Consider the following 15,205-nt stretch of genomic DNA (forward strand, 5'->3'; position numbering starts at 1 on the left):
GGCGATAAAGAATGTATAAATTTATTGAAAATCAAGTAGTGAGAAATGAAATGTCGACCATCCCATATTTATGGATTCGAAGCAAACAACCTGCGAAAAGCATCTGTGTCATGCTCCCGGGATTAGGTTACTCGACGCAGCGCCCGCTGTTTCATTATGGTACGGGGATTTGTTTGGAGCAAAATGTAGACGTCCTTCACATAAACTATCGATTTGTGGAAAATGAGCATTTTAAAAAGCTGCCTGAACCTGAACAAAATCAGTGGATGTATGAGGATGTCTGTGCGGTGGTTGAAGAGGTTTTAAAAGATAGTTCTTATGAACAAGTCTTTCTGTTAAGCAAATCGATTGGGACCATTCCGATGGCAATGGAATGGGGGCAGAAACATTTCACCCCTCAATCTTTTGGAATCTGGCTAACCCCGCTTATCAAAATGGACGAGGTTTATCAGGCGTTGTTGAAGACCCAACTGCCGTCGCTTTGTATAATCGGTGACCAGGATCATCATTTTGTAGAGGAGCGGATTTCGTCATTGAAAAACAATCCGCTTATCGAAACAGTTGTAGTGCCAAACACAGACCACAGCCTTGAGGTAAATGGGGATGTATTAGAATCAATCGACGCTATCAAAGAAGTAATGAAAAGCATCGGAGACTTTGTCAGAAACCACAGGATTATATAGTGCGAGGAACAATAGAGGAAGCCCCTAGGGTTCATAAGGACAATCCCGGTGGAAAAATCGTAGAAGTTGTCCTCATACATGGGTCCATGAGGACAATCCCCGTGGAAAAATCGAAGAACTTGTCCTCTTAGAAATATGAATAAAAGAACAATTCAACCTACTATTTGAGAATCGAAAAAAACGGCAGAATCATAATCGCGAGTGTTAGAAATAAAACAGCCATTGCACCCAATTTCTGTTTTTCCTTCCATAAAGTAACGGCAAAACCAAAGGTATATATGGCAATAGCGAGCAGCACAAGAATGGCGATCCATTTCATTTATTTTCCCTCTTTCTTAGGACCTTTTCCATAATCAACAATTTTAACTACCGGCTTTACGTAAATTTCCGCTTGTTGATATGATTTAGTCCAATTAAATTTTTTAAATTCTTGATTTGTGGCAAAATATTTTTGGGCATCGAGGGATAAAGGGTAAGGTACACCCTTGTATTTTTTCTGTGCTTTTCTCAACAATTTCTCATGTTCGGTTTTAAAATGGCGGGCTATTTGTGCCTTTAGAATGTCCCGATTTTTTTTCTTAGAAAAGTCAACCTCCGAAGGATTTGACATTACTTCAAATTTTAACGGCATGGTAATAAAGATCTTTGGCCGGGGCCCCTTCAGATTCATTTTGACAGTATTGTCTTCTTCTTTCATCACCCTGAGTGCCATTTGTTTGATGGTGCCGGGAAAGGGACTAGGGATATCGATGATAAAATCGCTGATATTTGTTGTGTCATCAAGGGTATTGACGATGCTTGTTTCCTGGCCGGTCAACTTTCCAATCATCTTACCATTCTTAAAGACTGCCGAACCGATAAATTGCGTATCATCAAGCTCGCCTGAGGCATTCAACTGTCCGGCATAATAATTATCCTCCGCTCTGATTTTCGGTTTCTTTTCCCTTATGGCAGAGGTGTTCATCGCCAGAAACAGGTCTTTTCCTCTTTCCGTTGCCTTAAAAAAGCGAAATAGAGTAGAATCGGGGATCAGGCCGTTCTCAATCCCGTGTTCGACCATATATTGATAGTACTTATGGGGTCTTGTCTCCATCCTGGGATGATTTTTTAAAAAATATTGGCTTGCCTTTTCTTTGGATATCGCCAAATAGGCGTTCAACCGGATTTCTTTATCATAGACAGCGTCATAAATAATCCGAAAAAATTCCGGATCTTTTGCAAACTCCTCGGAAACCACAATAATTTTTAATAGATCATAACTAATTTTCCGGGAAACGATCGCATTGGCCGTTACTTTCGCGGCTATGAAATCGATGGCATCAAACGAGATAACCTCCCGCGGCTTTTCGGTTGACCCGCCTCCCCCTTGCATACTTCCTACCTCGGGGTTGGCCAGCAGCATCGTGACTTTGATTTTTCCTTCTCTCTTGGAGCGATCAAGTCCGAGGCCAATCACATAGGACTTATCCTCCAATTCGCCGCGGTCCCAGCAGCCTGCTAGGGGACAAACAATCATGAGTATCAACAACATTTTACATACTGTTTTTGTTTTTCGCATGTTTAAATTCTCCTTTTACCAATGCGGCCAGCCATAAAATAAGTGAAATAGCAGCAAACATCGGACCTGCCAAGGCTCTTACAGTTAACTTCAGATGAACAATCGTTTCGATTGGTGATTCTGGTATGAGCCCAATCAATAAATAAATCGTGGCAATGGATGGAATTAAATATTCAAAATCCTTGATTTTAAAAAGCTGGCCGAATATGAGGGCGTTCAGATACAAGAAGGCGGTAAAGCGAATAATTGCTCCCATAATCCAAATGGCAAAAAAGAAGATCTCGATATTAGGAATATAGGTTCCAAGTGAAATATAACGAATTAACGTATGAAAGGGATAGCCTAATCCCCCTAATGACTGATCAAAAAAGCAAACGATACAGAAAATGGCAGCACTAATTTGAATACTGACAAAAATATAGGCAATCCAGGTACCTTTTTGAAATTCTTTATTCGACTTGAAGTATGGAACGAGCATCGTCAGCAGAAAAAAATCAGCATAAATAGCAAGGCTTCCTGGACTTGTCTTGATAATTTCAAGTATTCCCGGCCCCCAAATGGGCAGCACCGATTGGAACGTACTGTCTTGCGTGCTTAATAATAAGGCGAAAATCAAAGAGCAGATAACCCAGAATACAATCATGAATGAAACAGAACCGACATGCTGAATTCCCTTTTTTGCACCATATGCACAGATGGCAATTAAAATGGCATAAAGGACCAAAATGGGTGTTGTGTTAAAATAATAAGTTCTAATGATATTGGTATACGTTCTTGAATCAAATGAAATGGCAGAGGAACTTATCACAAAAATAATCAGTCCGACAGCAAAACCCAGGTATTTGCCGAGCAATTTATTCATGACAGCAAACAGGTTTTTTCCTTGAAATAACGACATTGTCTTCAGCAATAAATAGAGCGGGATAAAAAACAGTGCGGCGGAAAGGATAGGTACCATCCACGCAGCATTTTCCACTTTTTGAAACAAAGTCGCTGGCGTATCTTCGGTTGCTCTTGCACCAGCCATCAGAATGGCGATGGCTATATATTCTCGAATACCAAGTTTCTCAGGCTGCTGTTTCATCGGATCATGAATCCTTTCCTTGTCTCACCATATCTTTCGGTTTTAAATACCCTGGGCGGAACTTTAACTTCATTGGCACTGGCCGGATAATCAAATCCTTTGCGGAAAAGGTATGTGGTGTCAATGGCGCAAAGTAAGGCACACCAAATGATTTTAAAGAGACCAAATAATAGAGGCCAAGAATAATTAAACCTGCCATGCCGTAAATCCCCATAAATCCAGCTGAAAAAATCAATAAGAAACGGCTTATGCGAATCGCAAAATTCATGCTGACATCACTAATAATAAAAGAACTTAACCCGCTCAATGCGATGACAATGATAACAATCGGACTAATAATATTGGCTTGAACAGCTGCCTGACCCAAAATTAACGCCCCAACAATACCGATGGTCGGGCCGATCGGAGAGGGTACGCGCAGGCCGGCCTCCCGTATGAGTTCAAAGGCAAGCTCCATCATCAGGATTTCAATAATGGATGGAAAGGGTACCCGTTCTCGCGTCCCGGCAATCGCCATTAATAAATCCGGCGGAATCATGCCGACATGATAGTTGGTAATGGCAATGTAAAATGCGGAGGCAAACATCGAAATAAATAAGGCGACCAATCGTAATAGTCTGATAAAATTTCCATATGGTGTCCGCAGGTAATGGTCTTCGGGTGAATGGAATAATGCCCAAAAGGTAGCAGGCAGGACAAGACAATTTGGTGAATTGGACATTAACAAAATAATATGGCCTTCTTCAATGAAGGAAACCGCCCTGTCAGGACGTTCCGTATTTAGGATAGTCGGAAACAGGGACCTTGGCCGTTCCTCCAAGAACTGTTCGAGAATACTTAAATCAATCACGCTGTCGCTATCAATGGAATTAATCCTTTTCTTTATTGATTGAAGAAGTTTTTCATCTGCCAAGTCTTTTTCGTAAACCAGGAAGACATCGTTCCGGGAGCGTACTGTAACAACCAAATGCTCAACAATCAGATTTTCATTTTTAATTTTTTTTCGGATTAGTCCTATATTATCGAAAAGCTTTTCGTTAAAGGCCTCTTTTGCCCCTCTGACGATTACTTCATTATCTGATTTTTCAATAGCGCGGCCTTTAATGTTCGTTGTGGCAAATAAATAGCATTGATGATCACCCTCGACGAAAAGTGCAGTATTGCCGCTAGTGATGTCTTCCGTGATTTCACCGATTTTGCTCTTTGTCTCTTCGACGGGAAAAGAAAGAATATCCTCTATCTTCCTTGATGGCTGCACGTTTTCAATCAGAGGCTTCAAAATACCCTCTTGGATGTAGGCGCCATCGACCATGGTGCCGATGTATAGGATAAAGGCACGGCGGTTAAGCGTACGGATGGTAAATTCCCGAACTTTGACATCGGAATTCTTTGGAATTGAAAAAATGGACTTAAAAATCTCCAGATTTTCATCATAATCAGTGCTAATATCTCTATGCTTTAAATTAATTCTGTCCTGGTTAGATTTTTCCTTAAAATGTGGTTCTTTGTTAAATAGCTTTTTAACTGATTTTAAGATGCTTTTTTTCACTGTGAACCACCTCCAGTATTCTATATGATTTTTTCCAGGTTTGTTGGAATTTATGTAAAAAAATCCAATAGAAGGAGAAGGTATTTTTAAGTTTGGGAAGTAGTTGTAAGTTAGGTGATTAAAATCTAAAGCCAATACCCGCAAACGATATTGCGAGAGGGATTGTGTAAAGTGGAAAAGGAATATTATGATATAATAAATACTATTAATATTGTGAAATTTATGAAAAAATTAGTGTTTTATAAGATAATAAATTCTAAAAGACAAAATAGGTGCAGCAGGTAGGGAAAGTGTCTAATAGAGCGTTTCTAAAAGACAAAATGCGCGGGCAAGTGGTGAAGGTGTCTAATAGAGCGCTTCTAAAAGACAAAATGCGCGGGCAAGTGGTGAAGGTGTCTAATAGAGCGCCTCTAAAAGACAAAATAGGTGCAGCAGGTAGGGAAAGTGTCTAATAGAGTGTTTCTAAAAGACAAAATGCGCGGGCAAGTGGTGAAGGTGTCTAATAGAGCGATTCTAAAAGACAAAATAGGTGCAGCAGGTAGGGAAAGTGTCTAATAGAGCGCTTCTAAAAGACAAAATGCGCGGGCAAGTGGTGAAGGTGTCTAATAGAGCGCCTCTAAAAGACAAAATAGGTGCAGCAAGTAGGAAAGTGTCTAATAGAGCGCTTCTATAAGACAAAAAACCGCTATAAGCAGAAAAAATGTCTAATACAACCCACCCATGCAGAGCATGTAATCCAATCTTTACATATGTTTCGAGGAGAATCGCATGAAAATTAAATTTCATTACGCTTGGATGATTATCTTTATTACCTTTTTGGCTTTATTGGCGGTTCAGGGAGTTCGCCTTTCCTTTGGTGCGTTTGTTCAACCATGGGAAGCAAATTTTTCGATGGACCGGGGAACAATCTCTCTCATTTCTACGCTAAGCTTTATCGTTTATGGACTTTCCCAGCCGGTAATGGGCCGACTCGTAGATCAGCTGGGCCCACGATTGATTCTATCCGTAAGTACGATAATTGTTGGAATCAGTATCTTTCTAACCTCCTTTGTCCAACAGCCGTGGCAATTATTTATGCTGTATGGGGTCTTCGTTTCGATTGGCGTTGGCGGGGCATCCAATGTGGCCGCTACCGTTCTCGTGACCAAGTGGTTCAACGAAAAACGCGGGCTTGCATTAGGGATTATCGAGGCAGGGTTTGGCGCAGGCCAAATGCTGCTTGTTCCGGGATCATTGCTGTTAATAAACTGGCTCGATTGGAAGTTGACCGTTATCATTTTAGGCATTTTTCTGACGGTAATTGTATTCCCTGTCGTCATGTTCCTTTTACGTAATGACCCTCATGAAAAAGGCCTGAAGCCGATTGGCGGGGATATCAAAGAGGAACAAACTCGAAACCCCGAGATATCAGCAAAGAATTTCTCGATATGGGATGCTTTCCGGCAAAGGCAGTTTTGGTTTTTAATTTTGCCATTTGCGATTTGTGGGTTTACCACGACTGGATTAATGGATACCCATCTGATCCCGATTTCCCATGATCATGGATTTTCTACCGCTGTCACAGGTGCTGCAGTCAGCGTGCTTGCCGGTTTCAATATTATTGGCATTTTGCTTTCAGGTGTCATTGCGGACAAGTGGAGCTGCCGGAAAATCTTGTTCGGTTTATATGCAGCAAGGGCTGTGTCGATTGTTATTTTGTTAAATAGCCATAACCCGGCATTACTCCTTGTCTTTGCTGTCTTGTTCGGATTGGTCGACTTTGCCACTGTGGCACCGACCCAACTGCTGGCCACGCAGTATTTTAAACATCATTCCATTGGTTTTATTCTGGGCTGGCTGTCGCTAAGCCATCAAATCGGCTCGGCATTAGGGGCATATCTGCCAGGTTTATTCTATAGTCACGCTGGCAGCTATAATATTTCGTTCTATCTCTCTATTATCATATTGGCACTAGCAGCAATTTTTAGCGCATTGCTTCCAAAATCTATTAAAATAGGTAATAAGACAGCAGCATAAACATAAATGGGGTAACGAAATGAGCTTAAGGAATGATTGGAAAAAAGACCGAATTACGTCTGCCCATCGAGGAGAAAACCCGCTGGTGCTCGCCAAAATGAGAAGCGGCTTTGCAGTAATGGGAGATACTCAATTTCTTCCGGGATACTGTGTCCTTTTGCCTTCAGTAAAAGTGAATTCACTCAATGAACTTGATTTTAAACAAAGAAGTGAGTACCTTCTGGATATGAGTTTAATCGGAGATGCGATTCAGGCAGTGTGCAGCCCGCGGCGGGTCAATTACTCCATTTATGGAAATACGGATGTCTATTTGCATGCCCACATTTTCCCGCGATATGAATGGGAGCCGGAAGAAAAAATTCCAAAGCCGGTTTGGTTGTATACAGAGGATCACTGGTTTGATCGTAAATACCATTTTTCAGTTGAGCAGCATGGGGAAATGAAAGAAACGCTAAGCCAAAAACTGAATCAGATCATAAAGAATACATACTAATATAGGCGAGGTGTAACATGAATATAATGGTTGGTTTGGTTTTTGTGATTATCATTGTTGCTTTGATTGCAACCCTAATCGTCACTAAGAAACCTGACGAAGATTACAGCGGTTCCGCAAAAAGAAATACAACTAATTTGACCTTAATTTATGCAGTTGTTATTTTTATCGCTTTAATCGCATTAGGGCTTTATATTTGGAGGATTTTATAAAAAGGATTTATGGCTGCCGCTGTTTGGCAGCCTTTTTTGAAGGTCCGGCTAATGTTAGTTAAATTAAGTTATAATTTTTATATATACTATCGATTAAGGAAGTGGTTTAAATTATTAATGTCATTCTTTTATTTGTCCTAGCAGGTTTGGCCGAAATCGGCGGCGGTTATTTGATTTGGTTGTGGCTAAGAGAAGGAAAGCCCTATTATTGGGGAATCGGTGGGGGAATCGCGTTAGCCCTGTATGGTGTAATTGCCACTTTTCAAAGCTTTCCGTCGTTCGGACGGGTGTATGCTGCCTACGGCGGGGTATTTATCGTTCTATCGGTGTTATGGGGATGGGGCGTTGATAGAAAAACACCTGATTTATACGATTGGTTGGGAGCGGGTATATGTTTGATTGGTGTTTCAGTGATGTTGTTTGCCCCGCGACAATAGAGGGTGTGATTTTAAAAAAATTTGAAGTAAACAGCCGAAAATCCAACTTGCAAATTTTCGGCTGCTAGTTATACAAATCATTGCCCGCTCCCCTTAACATAAAAGTTTTGAACTTCCGCGGAAACTTTGTCGACAGGACCATAAGTGCTATCAATGGCTTCTAAAGTTCTGATCTGACATGTATCCATTTTATGTTCTGAGCGTTGGTCGATATAGTCGAATTTCGATAAATAGCCAAGCATTTTCATAAAAGTAGGCAGACCCTTGGTTTCTATTAAATAATTGGAGATTAGAAATCCGTCACGATACATCGAGCCTTCTGGGTCTGTGTAATCAATGGTTCCAAGTTCCGCAATGGTCTTAACCGAATTGGAAGCTTCCATTGCCTTAGCAGCCTTTTCTTGTGCTAGTTTAGGTTCATATGTTACTTGGCCGGAAGAGTCCCTAACCACCGTGCCTTCCAAATAAGACGCAAATCCTTCCTGGAAGTAAATGGTCGCATTATCGTTTGCCATTTCCCCCACCATTTTGTGTGTCAGCTCATGGGCCAAAAAGCGGAAAATGGTATTGGAAAGAGCCGTTGTAATTTTAAGCGACTCCCCGATTTCATTCCATCCGCCTAACGCGAGCCAAGGAACGGTCGCAGATACTTCGTTGCTGGTTGGATAGATTTTTATCGAAATCGGTTGTGGTTTCCAATTAAATTTCTTTGAATAGAAGTCGACAATATCAGTTGCATCCTTAAACGTTTGGTTGGCTGCCGTTTCTTGTCCCTTTGGGTAATAGACTGTCAGATGTCCCGAATCGGAGACCATTTTTTCAAAAGGAACATCGTTTAAAATCCACCTGTCTCCTGATTTAATCATTTGGTAGGCCACCGTGTTCGTAGTGCTTCCAAGCTTTGGATGGCTCATCATCACACTGAATCGAACTGTGGCGATTGCATCATTTTCTTGGTGAAAACTGTATAATTTTACTGATACTGTGTAACCTTGCCTTTTCTTAAACTCAACCTCATCCATCCATCTCCGTTGTTCTTTAAAAAATGTAACATTTTCCTCATTTTGATAGCTCATGAATAGCGCCTTATCATTGTCATCAACGGCCTTTGTGATTTGCTGCAAATCCCATTCAGGCGTGCCCTTTTCTACAACGAGTTCACTGCTTTTGGTTGTTTCAGCAGGTGGCTGCTTCTCCGTAAGTGGCGTATTTTTGGCCAGTTCATTTTTACTACTGCACCCTGCTAAAAGACTGCCAAGCAGAAGGATCATTGTCCCAGACTTTAAAAACTTTTTCATCTATTTCCCCCTATAAAAAGACATATTTCCTAAAATTCGGTAAAAGCTCAACAAATCCTTCTTTGTTGGAATATATTAGATGAGAAGGATTAGCTCCATTCATGTGGAAGTAATTGTAGGGGGGAGCCTAGGCGAATTTTTGAAAGCAGGAGTGAAAAATGTTTATTTCTAAATTAGATGGTGATCAACTAACGGATGATCAGATGACCAACCTTTTATTTAAAGGAATTAAGGATACGAATGAAACTGGGGACTGTATCTTTGTCGCCGGCAGCAGTCATGCAGTGAAATTCCGTTTGCCGAAAGCGGTAGAGTTATATAAAGCAGGTAGAGCAGGGAGAATCTTGTTTTCCGGCGGCGTGAAGTGGGAGGGAAATCAATTCACGGAAGCCATCATGTTAAAGAACGAGGCCATGAAGTTAGGCATTCCTGAACAAGATATTTTAATTGAAGATCTTTCATTGCATACAAAAGAAAATGTTCTTGCCTCGCTCTTGGTGCTGGACAGGGCCTTCTATTTGCACAATATCAAAAGGTTGTTGGTCGTGACCTCCCATTTTCATATGAGAAGGCTGCATTTAACGCTTAAAACCTATATGCCGAGTTGGATTCAATTTACCTTGTGTCCAGTAAAGGATCAACTAACGAATGCGGATAACTGGTTTCTAACTGATATTGGCAGAAAACGGGTTGAAACGGAGGCCAAAAAACTAATCAATTACGTGAAGTTAGGTGTTTTGGTCGATCAGAATATTGATATTGACTAGGGGTCAGTAAAGATAATTTTGCAATGATTGGCAATGCTTCAAAGGGCATTGCTTTTTCTTGTTTTATTTATTCCATGTTTACCCAAATTAGATTAGTATTAATTTATATAGGTTAACGAGGAAGGTGCCGACAATGAAAGTTCGACTTGCTGATTTTAAAGAAGAATGGGCACATATGTACCAAACAGAAGCGCAATTTTTAAAAACAATATTTGGTGACGAGATTATCCAGGTCGAACATTTTGGGAGCACGTCGGTTCCTGGCATGAAGGCAAAACCTGTCATCGACATGATGTGTATCGTAACGGACATCAACAAGATTGATCTTTTTAATGAAAAAATGGATGCTCTAGGATACGATGTTGCAGGTGAATGGGGAATTCCAGGCAGAAGATTGTTTCGAAAAGGCGGGGAAAACCGAACCCATCATATTCATTTTTACCAAAGTGATAACCCGCAAATCCAACGGCACCTAATCTTTCGGGATTATCTACGGTCCCATCCGGATGAGGCCGCCAGGTATAGTGAATTTAAAGAAGAGTTGGCTCTAAGATTTGAAAACACGATTGGATATAGTCCAGCTAAGAAGGCATTTGTATCGGAAATGGAACAGCGGGCGCTCCTATGGCAAAGGATGGGGAGTAAAGGGTAATGAAGTAATTAATAAGTGAGGAGAACGATATGGCACCACCAAAACACATTGTTTCAGCGGCTACGATTGTATTAAACGAAAAAAATGAGATTCTATTAATCAAGGGTCCGCGCAGAGGATGGGAAATCCCTGGTGGACAGGTAGAAGAAGGAGAGTCACTGCGGGCTGCCGCAATCAGGGAAACAAAGGAAGAATCGGGGATTGATGTAGAAATTATCAAGTTTTGCGGAATTTTTCAAAACATAAGTGAATCCATTTGCAATACATTGTTTTTAGCAAAACCAATTGGAGGAGAATTTACCACTAGTTCTGAAAGTTTGGAAGTCGGCTTCTTCCCTCTCGAACAGGCATTGGAAATGGTCACTTGGACCAATTTCAGACAAAGAATCGAGTATGGTTTAAACGATGAGCTGCAACCGTTCTGTGTGGAATTTTAATAATAATAAAAGGAAAATGGCTTGGAGAATCCCAAGCCATTTTCCTTTTCTATATGCGACAAACATTATTCCTCATCAATAGGTATTAATACCGGCTTATCTGTATAAGTTTCACAATGTGGACAAGCATACGTCAAACGTACTTCATGGTCACAAACTTTATCTACGACCCGATAGTATTTTTTTTCAAAATGATTATTCCCCCAAATGGCAAGAGCAAACAGGACATCCTTTAGGGACCAGCCGTCGCGGGTAAGCTCATATTCGTACCTTGGAGGATGCTTGCTGTAAAGTTTTGAGACGATTAAGCCTTCCTTTTCTAATAATTGTAACCGGTCAGATAATATATTTGGTGCTATTCCAGTTAGAGAGTCCTTCAATTCATTAAATTTAGTAATTCCGTTCATGATGTCCCGAACGATTAATAACGTCCACCGATCTCCAATTATATCAAGTGTATTCGCGATATTGCATGGTAAATTGTATTTCTTTTTCATTAGCTCACCCACCCTTAAAACTAATTTTAAACTAAATAGTTATTGTATATCAACTTTAGAATAGGATATTAAGTTTTTAATAAAAAGTTAGTTGCAAAAAACTACTCACTAAAGTATTATTATCATAAGGTGGTGGAATAAAAAGGAAATGGAGGCTAATAGTGGGGATAGCTGCCGAGAAGTAAGGGGCAATTAAGCTGAAATGGGGGAGATTATCTTGGAATTAAAAAAATTATCATGGGCAACGGTATTAGTTGAATCAAAAGAGACTTCTATTCTAATAGATCCATTGGGAGCGCCGATAAAAGGCCAAGACCGGCCGCTTGCAGCCAGACTGGGGGAGCCATTAGAGCCCTTGGTTTCGCTGGGAACCATCAAACGTCCTAATGCCGTATTAATTACTCATTTTCATCCGGATCACTTTGATGTACAATCAGTCCTGGAGTGTTTTGGAAGAGATATACCAATTTATATTCCTATTGAGTCTGTGGATTATGCCCAAAAATGTGGGTTTGATAACGTGACAGGTGTAGGTCCAAATGATGCCTTCCTGATCAACGATCTGAAGGTCTCAGCGTCCTACTCGGTTGATGGTTATGGTTCTCCCCAAGTTTCTTGGGTTGTGTCAGATGGCGACTATACTATGGTGCACTGTGGGGATACCCAATGGCATGGGTATTGGTGGCGGATGGAGCAGCAATTTGGCCCCATACATGCTGCCTGTCTTCCAGTGAACGGACCGATACTGGATGTTCATGGATTAAAAACACAGAGCAGTTTGCCCGCCTGTTTAACCCCCGAGGAAGCAGTGGAGGCAGCAAAACTATTAAATGCGATTTATCTGGTTCCCATCCATTACGGAACATTTGATCATCCACCATTCTATTGCGAAACAGAAAATGTCGAAGAAAGATTAATAGAAAGTGGAAAAGTGCAAGGCGTTACGATTAAGTTCTTAAAACCAAATGAACGACTACTCCTAAAAGAGGAGGTAATTGAAAATGGCATTGGAAATGAGAAAAAAATGCGAACGTTGTGATTCTGCCATTGGGGAAAATGCTGCCGCCTATATTTGTGTATATGAATGTACATTTTGCGAACCGTGCACCGAAACGATGGAACATATTTGTCCCAATTGTGGAGGGGAGCTTGTAAGAAGACCCAGGAAGCCCCAAAAAGTCCGGATGGTATAAAAGCATTTAAAAAACCTTCCAGCTATAAGTGTGGAAGGTTTTTGCATTATCTTAATACCTTATCTCCCTTACTCATTGCTGCTACTTCACAAATCTTATTTCTGTCACTGGAAAGAATATAAATTCGCTTGTCCCAACAATCTGATTCCCCTTGATAAAACCAAGGCCATTACGGCTGTCCGTGCTGTGGAGGCGGTTGTCTCCCATGACAAAATAATGATCTTTTGGAACGGTTATCGGGCCAAAATCGCCAGTTAACTTACTGCCTAGCTGTTGAGCAGCCTTTAGATTTTCAGAGAGGTACGTTTCTTTCACTATTTCTCCATTGATGTATAATTGATCGGTTTTCATTTCAACCTGGTCACCCGGAAATCCGATTACCCGTTTTACATAGTTTTTCTCGGTGCCTTTAATGATAACGATGTCTCCTCTATTAAACTCTCCTGCTTTATAAACAAAGACCTTTTCTTCATCATGCAGCGTCGGTTCCATTGAAGACCCCTCTACCATGTATGGCGCAAATAAAAATGTCCTAATTACAAATGCAATCCCAATGGCAATGAATAACGATTTACCCCAGCTTACTAGCTCATTTCTTGAGTCTGACACTTGGAACAACTCCTTTGTACGCGTCTGTATTTGAATGTATTCAACAATGTAAGGCACGATTCCTTCTAAACGACGTATTTGAGTTGAAAAAGTTACAAGCTTCCTAGTTTTGTTATAAAATGGTTTAATATTAGTTCATTATTTAGGAGGAGCACCATGTTAGCAGCCTTACTTCACGGAATTGTTTTAGCCTTTGGACTCATCCTTCCACTAGGGGCGCAAAATGTCTTTGTCTTTAATCAAGGTGCTTCACAGCCAAAATTTAAAGGAGCAATTCCTGTTATCCTTACAGCTTCGCTTTGCGACACATTGCTTATTTTATCAGCTGTATTGGGAGTATCCGTCATTGTCTTCACGATTCCAGTCTTGCAAACTATTTTATTTACAGTTGGTATTTTATTTCTGCTATATATGGGTTCGTCGATTTGGAAGAGTGACCCGGCCAACTTAAGCCAACAAGAAGCGGCGATGCCAATGAAAAAGCAAATTATGTTTGCCATGTCCGTTTCCTTGCTTAACCCTCATGCAATTCTTGATACTATAGGTGTCATCGGTACCAGTTCGCTTGGCTATACCGGTTCAGAAAAAGTCGTATTTACGATTGCCTGCATCGTGGTTTCGTGGCTTTGGTTTCTCGGTCTTGCCATTGCCGGAAAAATCGTAGGGAATTTCGATTCGGAAGGAAAGTTTTTACGAATGCTCAATAAAGTGTCCGCCATCATCATTTGGAGCGTGGCGGTCTATATTGCTATTCAGTTGTTCAATACATTTTAAATTTCAGTAAAAAGAAGGGAAAATGTCCGAAGACGCGACGACTTCGGACAAAAACGCAGCAAAAGGAAATAAAAATGTCCGAAGATAAGCTCCCTTCGGACAAAACTGTAGCAAAATGAAGCATAAATGTCCGAAGAAGAGTAACTAACAGATTCGATTGCCACTAACCGTGTGAGTGGCTACCCAAATTTAATGTGCTTTTTCCAAAGCCAGCTTAACGCCAAATCCAATCAGCACGGTTCCGGTTAGTCCTTCAAAAACCGCTTGTGTCCTTGGCTTTTTCATAAAAGCACTAATCTGGTTGAGCAGATAGATATAGAACACAAACCATAGGGCGGTTAATACGGTATAAGTCATTCCCATTGTAAGAAACGGTACAAATGTATCACTGCCCGCATCCACAAACTGCGGCAGGAAGGTCAGGAAAAAGACAGCGACTTTTGGATTTAGCAGGTTAGTTAGAAATCCTTGTTTAAAGCAAGATTTATTTTGGTACTTGTTTTCAACGGGCATCTCAGCAAGTTTCTTATTTTTTAAAGCCCATAATGTTTTAAACCCAAGATACATAAGGTATACAGCACCTACATACTTGAAAACGGAAAATAACATCGCCGATTTTACAATGATCGCGGACAGTCCCACCACCGCAGCCAATGTATGAATCATTAGAGCGCAGCAGGTACCGATGACGGTTTTAAAACCGCCCGCTTTCCCCACAGTCAGGGTATTATTTGTTGCAATCGCCGTATCCGGCCCGGGCAAAATAATAAGCAAAATCGACATAACCACGAACAAATAAAAATTATCCAACGTATTAACCTCCCTCTATAAATGTTGATTTATCAACGGTTTGAGCCGCTGGTGGGGTGTCAAAAAAATATTTTTCGACACGCTTCCTAACAATATTTTTATATTATGTGAAACTATTCCATCATATGGGTACGCT

General features: G+C 40.8%; 19 protein-coding genes. 11 read left to right on the forward strand and 8 right to left on the reverse strand.

Features of this window, described 5'->3' with window-relative positions:
• Positions 1-11: 11 nt before the first annotated feature.
• Positions 12-683, forward strand: coding sequence for an alpha/beta family hydrolase (locus M3234_RS22545; RefSeq protein WP_262306862.1), 672 nt, complete (start codon positions 12-14; stop codon positions 681-683).
• Between the two features lie 160 nt (positions 684-843).
• Here the strand turns inward: M3234_RS22545 and M3234_RS22550 are convergent, their stop codons facing one another.
• The 4 genes from M3234_RS22550 to M3234_RS22565 are packed head-to-tail and all read right to left on the reverse strand — an operon-like array spanning position 844 to position 4,874.
• A complete protein-coding gene (locus M3234_RS22550; protein WP_262306863.1) occupies positions 844-1,002 on the reverse strand; it encodes a hypothetical protein in 159 nt (52 codons plus the stop codon).
• Entirely contained in the window at positions 1,003-2,241 is a 1,239-nt protein-coding gene (locus M3234_RS22555; protein WP_262306864.1) for a Ger(x)C family spore germination protein, read from the reverse strand.
• Positions 2,216-3,325: a GerAB/ArcD/ProY family transporter gene (locus M3234_RS22560; RefSeq protein ID WP_262306865.1), complete on the reverse strand. Its 1,110-nt coding sequence runs from the start codon at positions 3,323-3,325 to the stop codon at positions 2,216-2,218. Before M3234_RS22560 ends, M3234_RS22555 begins: the two co-directional genes overlap by 26 nt.
• A 4-nt stretch (positions 3,326-3,329) precedes the next feature.
• On the reverse strand, positions 3,330-4,874 hold the full coding sequence (locus M3234_RS22565) for a spore germination protein (RefSeq protein WP_262306866.1): 1,545 nt from the start codon (positions 4,872-4,874) through the stop codon (positions 3,330-3,332).
• 768 nt (positions 4,875-5,642) lie between these two features.
• Between M3234_RS22565 and M3234_RS22570 the strand changes: the two genes are divergently transcribed.
• The 4 genes from M3234_RS22570 (at position 5,643) to M3234_RS22585 (ending at position 8,032) form a co-directional block, all read left to right on the forward strand.
• A complete protein-coding gene (locus tag M3234_RS22570) occupies positions 5,643-6,890 on the forward strand; it encodes an MFS transporter (RefSeq protein WP_262306867.1) in 1,248 nt (415 codons plus the stop codon).
• 19 nt (positions 6,891-6,909) lie between these two features.
• Positions 6,910-7,383, forward strand: a complete 474-nt coding sequence (locus M3234_RS22575) for an HIT family protein (RefSeq protein WP_262306868.1) — start codon at positions 6,910-6,912, stop codon at positions 7,381-7,383.
• Between the two features lie 17 nt (positions 7,384-7,400).
• Entirely contained in the window at positions 7,401-7,595 is a 195-nt protein-coding gene (locus M3234_RS22580) for a hypothetical protein (protein WP_066306825.1), read from the forward strand.
• 110 nt (positions 7,596-7,705) lie between these two features.
• Positions 7,706-8,032 (forward strand): YnfA family protein, encoded by a 327-nt coding sequence (locus M3234_RS22585; protein ID WP_262306887.1) that lies wholly within the window; start codon positions 7,706-7,708, stop codon positions 8,030-8,032.
• Positions 8,033-8,109: 77 nt separating this feature from the next.
• Here M3234_RS22585 and M3234_RS22590 read toward each other — a convergent pair whose 3' ends face one another.
• Positions 8,110-9,330: a gluzincin family metallopeptidase gene (locus tag M3234_RS22590; RefSeq protein ID WP_262306869.1), complete on the reverse strand. Its 1,221-nt coding sequence runs from the start codon at positions 9,328-9,330 to the stop codon at positions 8,110-8,112.
• 158 nt (positions 9,331-9,488) lie between these two features.
• Here M3234_RS22590 and M3234_RS22595 point away from each other — a divergent pair, with 158 nt between their 5' ends.
• From M3234_RS22595 to M3234_RS22605, 3 genes are all read left to right on the forward strand, one after another.
• Positions 9,489-10,097 (forward strand): YdcF family protein, encoded by a 609-nt coding sequence (locus tag M3234_RS22595; RefSeq protein WP_262306870.1) that lies wholly within the window; start codon positions 9,489-9,491, stop codon positions 10,095-10,097.
• Between the two features lie 133 nt (positions 10,098-10,230).
• Positions 10,231-10,749: a GrpB family protein gene (locus M3234_RS22600; RefSeq protein ID WP_262306871.1), complete on the forward strand. Its 519-nt coding sequence runs from the start codon at positions 10,231-10,233 to the stop codon at positions 10,747-10,749.
• A gap of 29 nt (positions 10,750-10,778) precedes the next feature.
• Positions 10,779-11,186, forward strand: coding sequence for an NUDIX hydrolase (locus tag M3234_RS22605; protein ID WP_262306872.1), 408 nt, complete (start codon positions 10,779-10,781; stop codon positions 11,184-11,186).
• Between the two features lie 65 nt (positions 11,187-11,251).
• Here the strand turns inward: M3234_RS22605 and M3234_RS22610 are convergent, their stop codons facing one another.
• Entirely contained in the window at positions 11,252-11,683 is a 432-nt protein-coding gene (locus M3234_RS22610) for a winged helix-turn-helix transcriptional regulator (protein ID WP_262306873.1), read from the reverse strand.
• A gap of 217 nt (positions 11,684-11,900) precedes the next feature.
• On the opposite strand from M3234_RS22610, the gene M3234_RS22615 reads away from it, so the two are divergent.
• Both M3234_RS22615 and M3234_RS22620 read left to right on the forward strand, forming a co-directional pair.
• Positions 11,901-12,722 (forward strand): MBL fold metallo-hydrolase, encoded by an 822-nt coding sequence (locus M3234_RS22615; protein WP_262306874.1) that lies wholly within the window; start codon positions 11,901-11,903, stop codon positions 12,720-12,722.
• Complete coding sequence (locus M3234_RS22620; protein WP_262306875.1) at positions 12,685-12,876, forward strand: DUF1272 domain-containing protein; 192 nt, start codon at positions 12,685-12,687, stop codon at positions 12,874-12,876. The genes M3234_RS22615 and M3234_RS22620 overlap by 38 nt, the downstream gene beginning before the upstream one ends.
• Before the next feature lie 81 nt (positions 12,877-12,957).
• Here the strand turns inward: M3234_RS22620 and lepB are convergent, their stop codons facing one another.
• The gene (gene lepB, locus M3234_RS22625) at positions 12,958-13,494 is read right to left on the reverse strand and encodes a signal peptidase I (RefSeq protein WP_285858620.1); all 537 of its coding nucleotides are present in this window, start codon (positions 13,492-13,494) and stop codon (positions 12,958-12,960) included.
• 147 nt (positions 13,495-13,641) lie between these two features.
• Here lepB and M3234_RS22630 point away from each other — a divergent pair, with 147 nt between their 5' ends.
• Positions 13,642-14,259 carry a LysE/ArgO family amino acid transporter gene (locus M3234_RS22630; protein WP_262306876.1) on the forward strand — a complete coding sequence of 206 codons (618 nt, stop codon included), beginning with the start codon at positions 13,642-13,644 and terminating at the stop codon, positions 14,257-14,259.
• 189 nt (positions 14,260-14,448) lie between these two features.
• Here the strand turns inward: M3234_RS22630 and M3234_RS22635 are convergent, their stop codons facing one another.
• On the reverse strand, positions 14,449-15,069 hold the full coding sequence (locus M3234_RS22635; RefSeq protein ID WP_262306877.1) for a LysE family translocator: 621 nt from the start codon (positions 15,067-15,069) through the stop codon (positions 14,449-14,451).
• Between the last annotated feature and the right edge of the window lie 136 nt (positions 15,070-15,205).

Source organism: Neobacillus niacini (genome assembly GCF_023715785.1).
GTDB lineage: Bacteria > Bacillota > Bacilli > Bacillales > Cytobacillaceae > Neobacillus > Neobacillus niacini_E.

What these genes read in the sequence shown, in the direction of transcription:
- M3234_RS22545 (WP_262306862.1), top strand. Translation starts at nt 12, where the DNA reads ATGTATAAATTTATTGAAAATCAAGTAGTGAGAAATGAAATGTCGACC.
- M3234_RS22550 (WP_262306863.1), bottom strand. Translation starts at nt 1,002, where the DNA reads ATGAAATGGATCGCCATTCTTGTGCTGCTCGCTATTGCCATATATACC.
- M3234_RS22555 (WP_262306864.1), bottom strand. Translation starts at nt 2,241, where the DNA reads ATGCGAAAAACAAAAACAGTATGTAAAATGTTGTTGATACTCATGATT.
- M3234_RS22560 (WP_262306865.1), bottom strand. Translation starts at nt 3,325, where the DNA reads ATGAAACAGCAGCCTGAGAAACTTGGTATTCGAGAATATATAGCCATC.
- M3234_RS22570 (WP_262306867.1), top strand. Translation starts at nt 5,643, where the DNA reads ATGAAAATTAAATTTCATTACGCTTGGATGATTATCTTTATTACCTTT.
- M3234_RS22575 (WP_262306868.1), top strand. Translation starts at nt 6,910, where the DNA reads ATGAGCTTAAGGAATGATTGGAAAAAAGACCGAATTACGTCTGCCCAT.
- M3234_RS22580 (WP_066306825.1), top strand. Translation starts at nt 7,401, where the DNA reads ATGAATATAATGGTTGGTTTGGTTTTTGTGATTATCATTGTTGCTTTG.
- M3234_RS22590 (WP_262306869.1), bottom strand. Translation starts at nt 9,330, where the DNA reads ATGAAAAAGTTTTTAAAGTCTGGGACAATGATCCTTCTGCTTGGCAGT.
- M3234_RS22595 (WP_262306870.1), top strand. Translation starts at nt 9,489, where the DNA reads ATGTTTATTTCTAAATTAGATGGTGATCAACTAACGGATGATCAGATG.
- M3234_RS22600 (WP_262306871.1), top strand. Translation starts at nt 10,231, where the DNA reads ATGAAAGTTCGACTTGCTGATTTTAAAGAAGAATGGGCACATATGTAC.
- M3234_RS22605 (WP_262306872.1), top strand. Translation starts at nt 10,779, where the DNA reads ATGGCACCACCAAAACACATTGTTTCAGCGGCTACGATTGTATTAAAC.
- M3234_RS22610 (WP_262306873.1), bottom strand. Translation starts at nt 11,683, where the DNA reads ATGAAAAAGAAATACAATTTACCATGCAATATCGCGAATACACTTGAT.
- M3234_RS22620 (WP_262306875.1), top strand. Translation starts at nt 12,685, where the DNA reads ATGGCATTGGAAATGAGAAAAAAATGCGAACGTTGTGATTCTGCCATT.
- M3234_RS22630 (WP_262306876.1), top strand. Translation starts at nt 13,642, where the DNA reads ATGTTAGCAGCCTTACTTCACGGAATTGTTTTAGCCTTTGGACTCATC.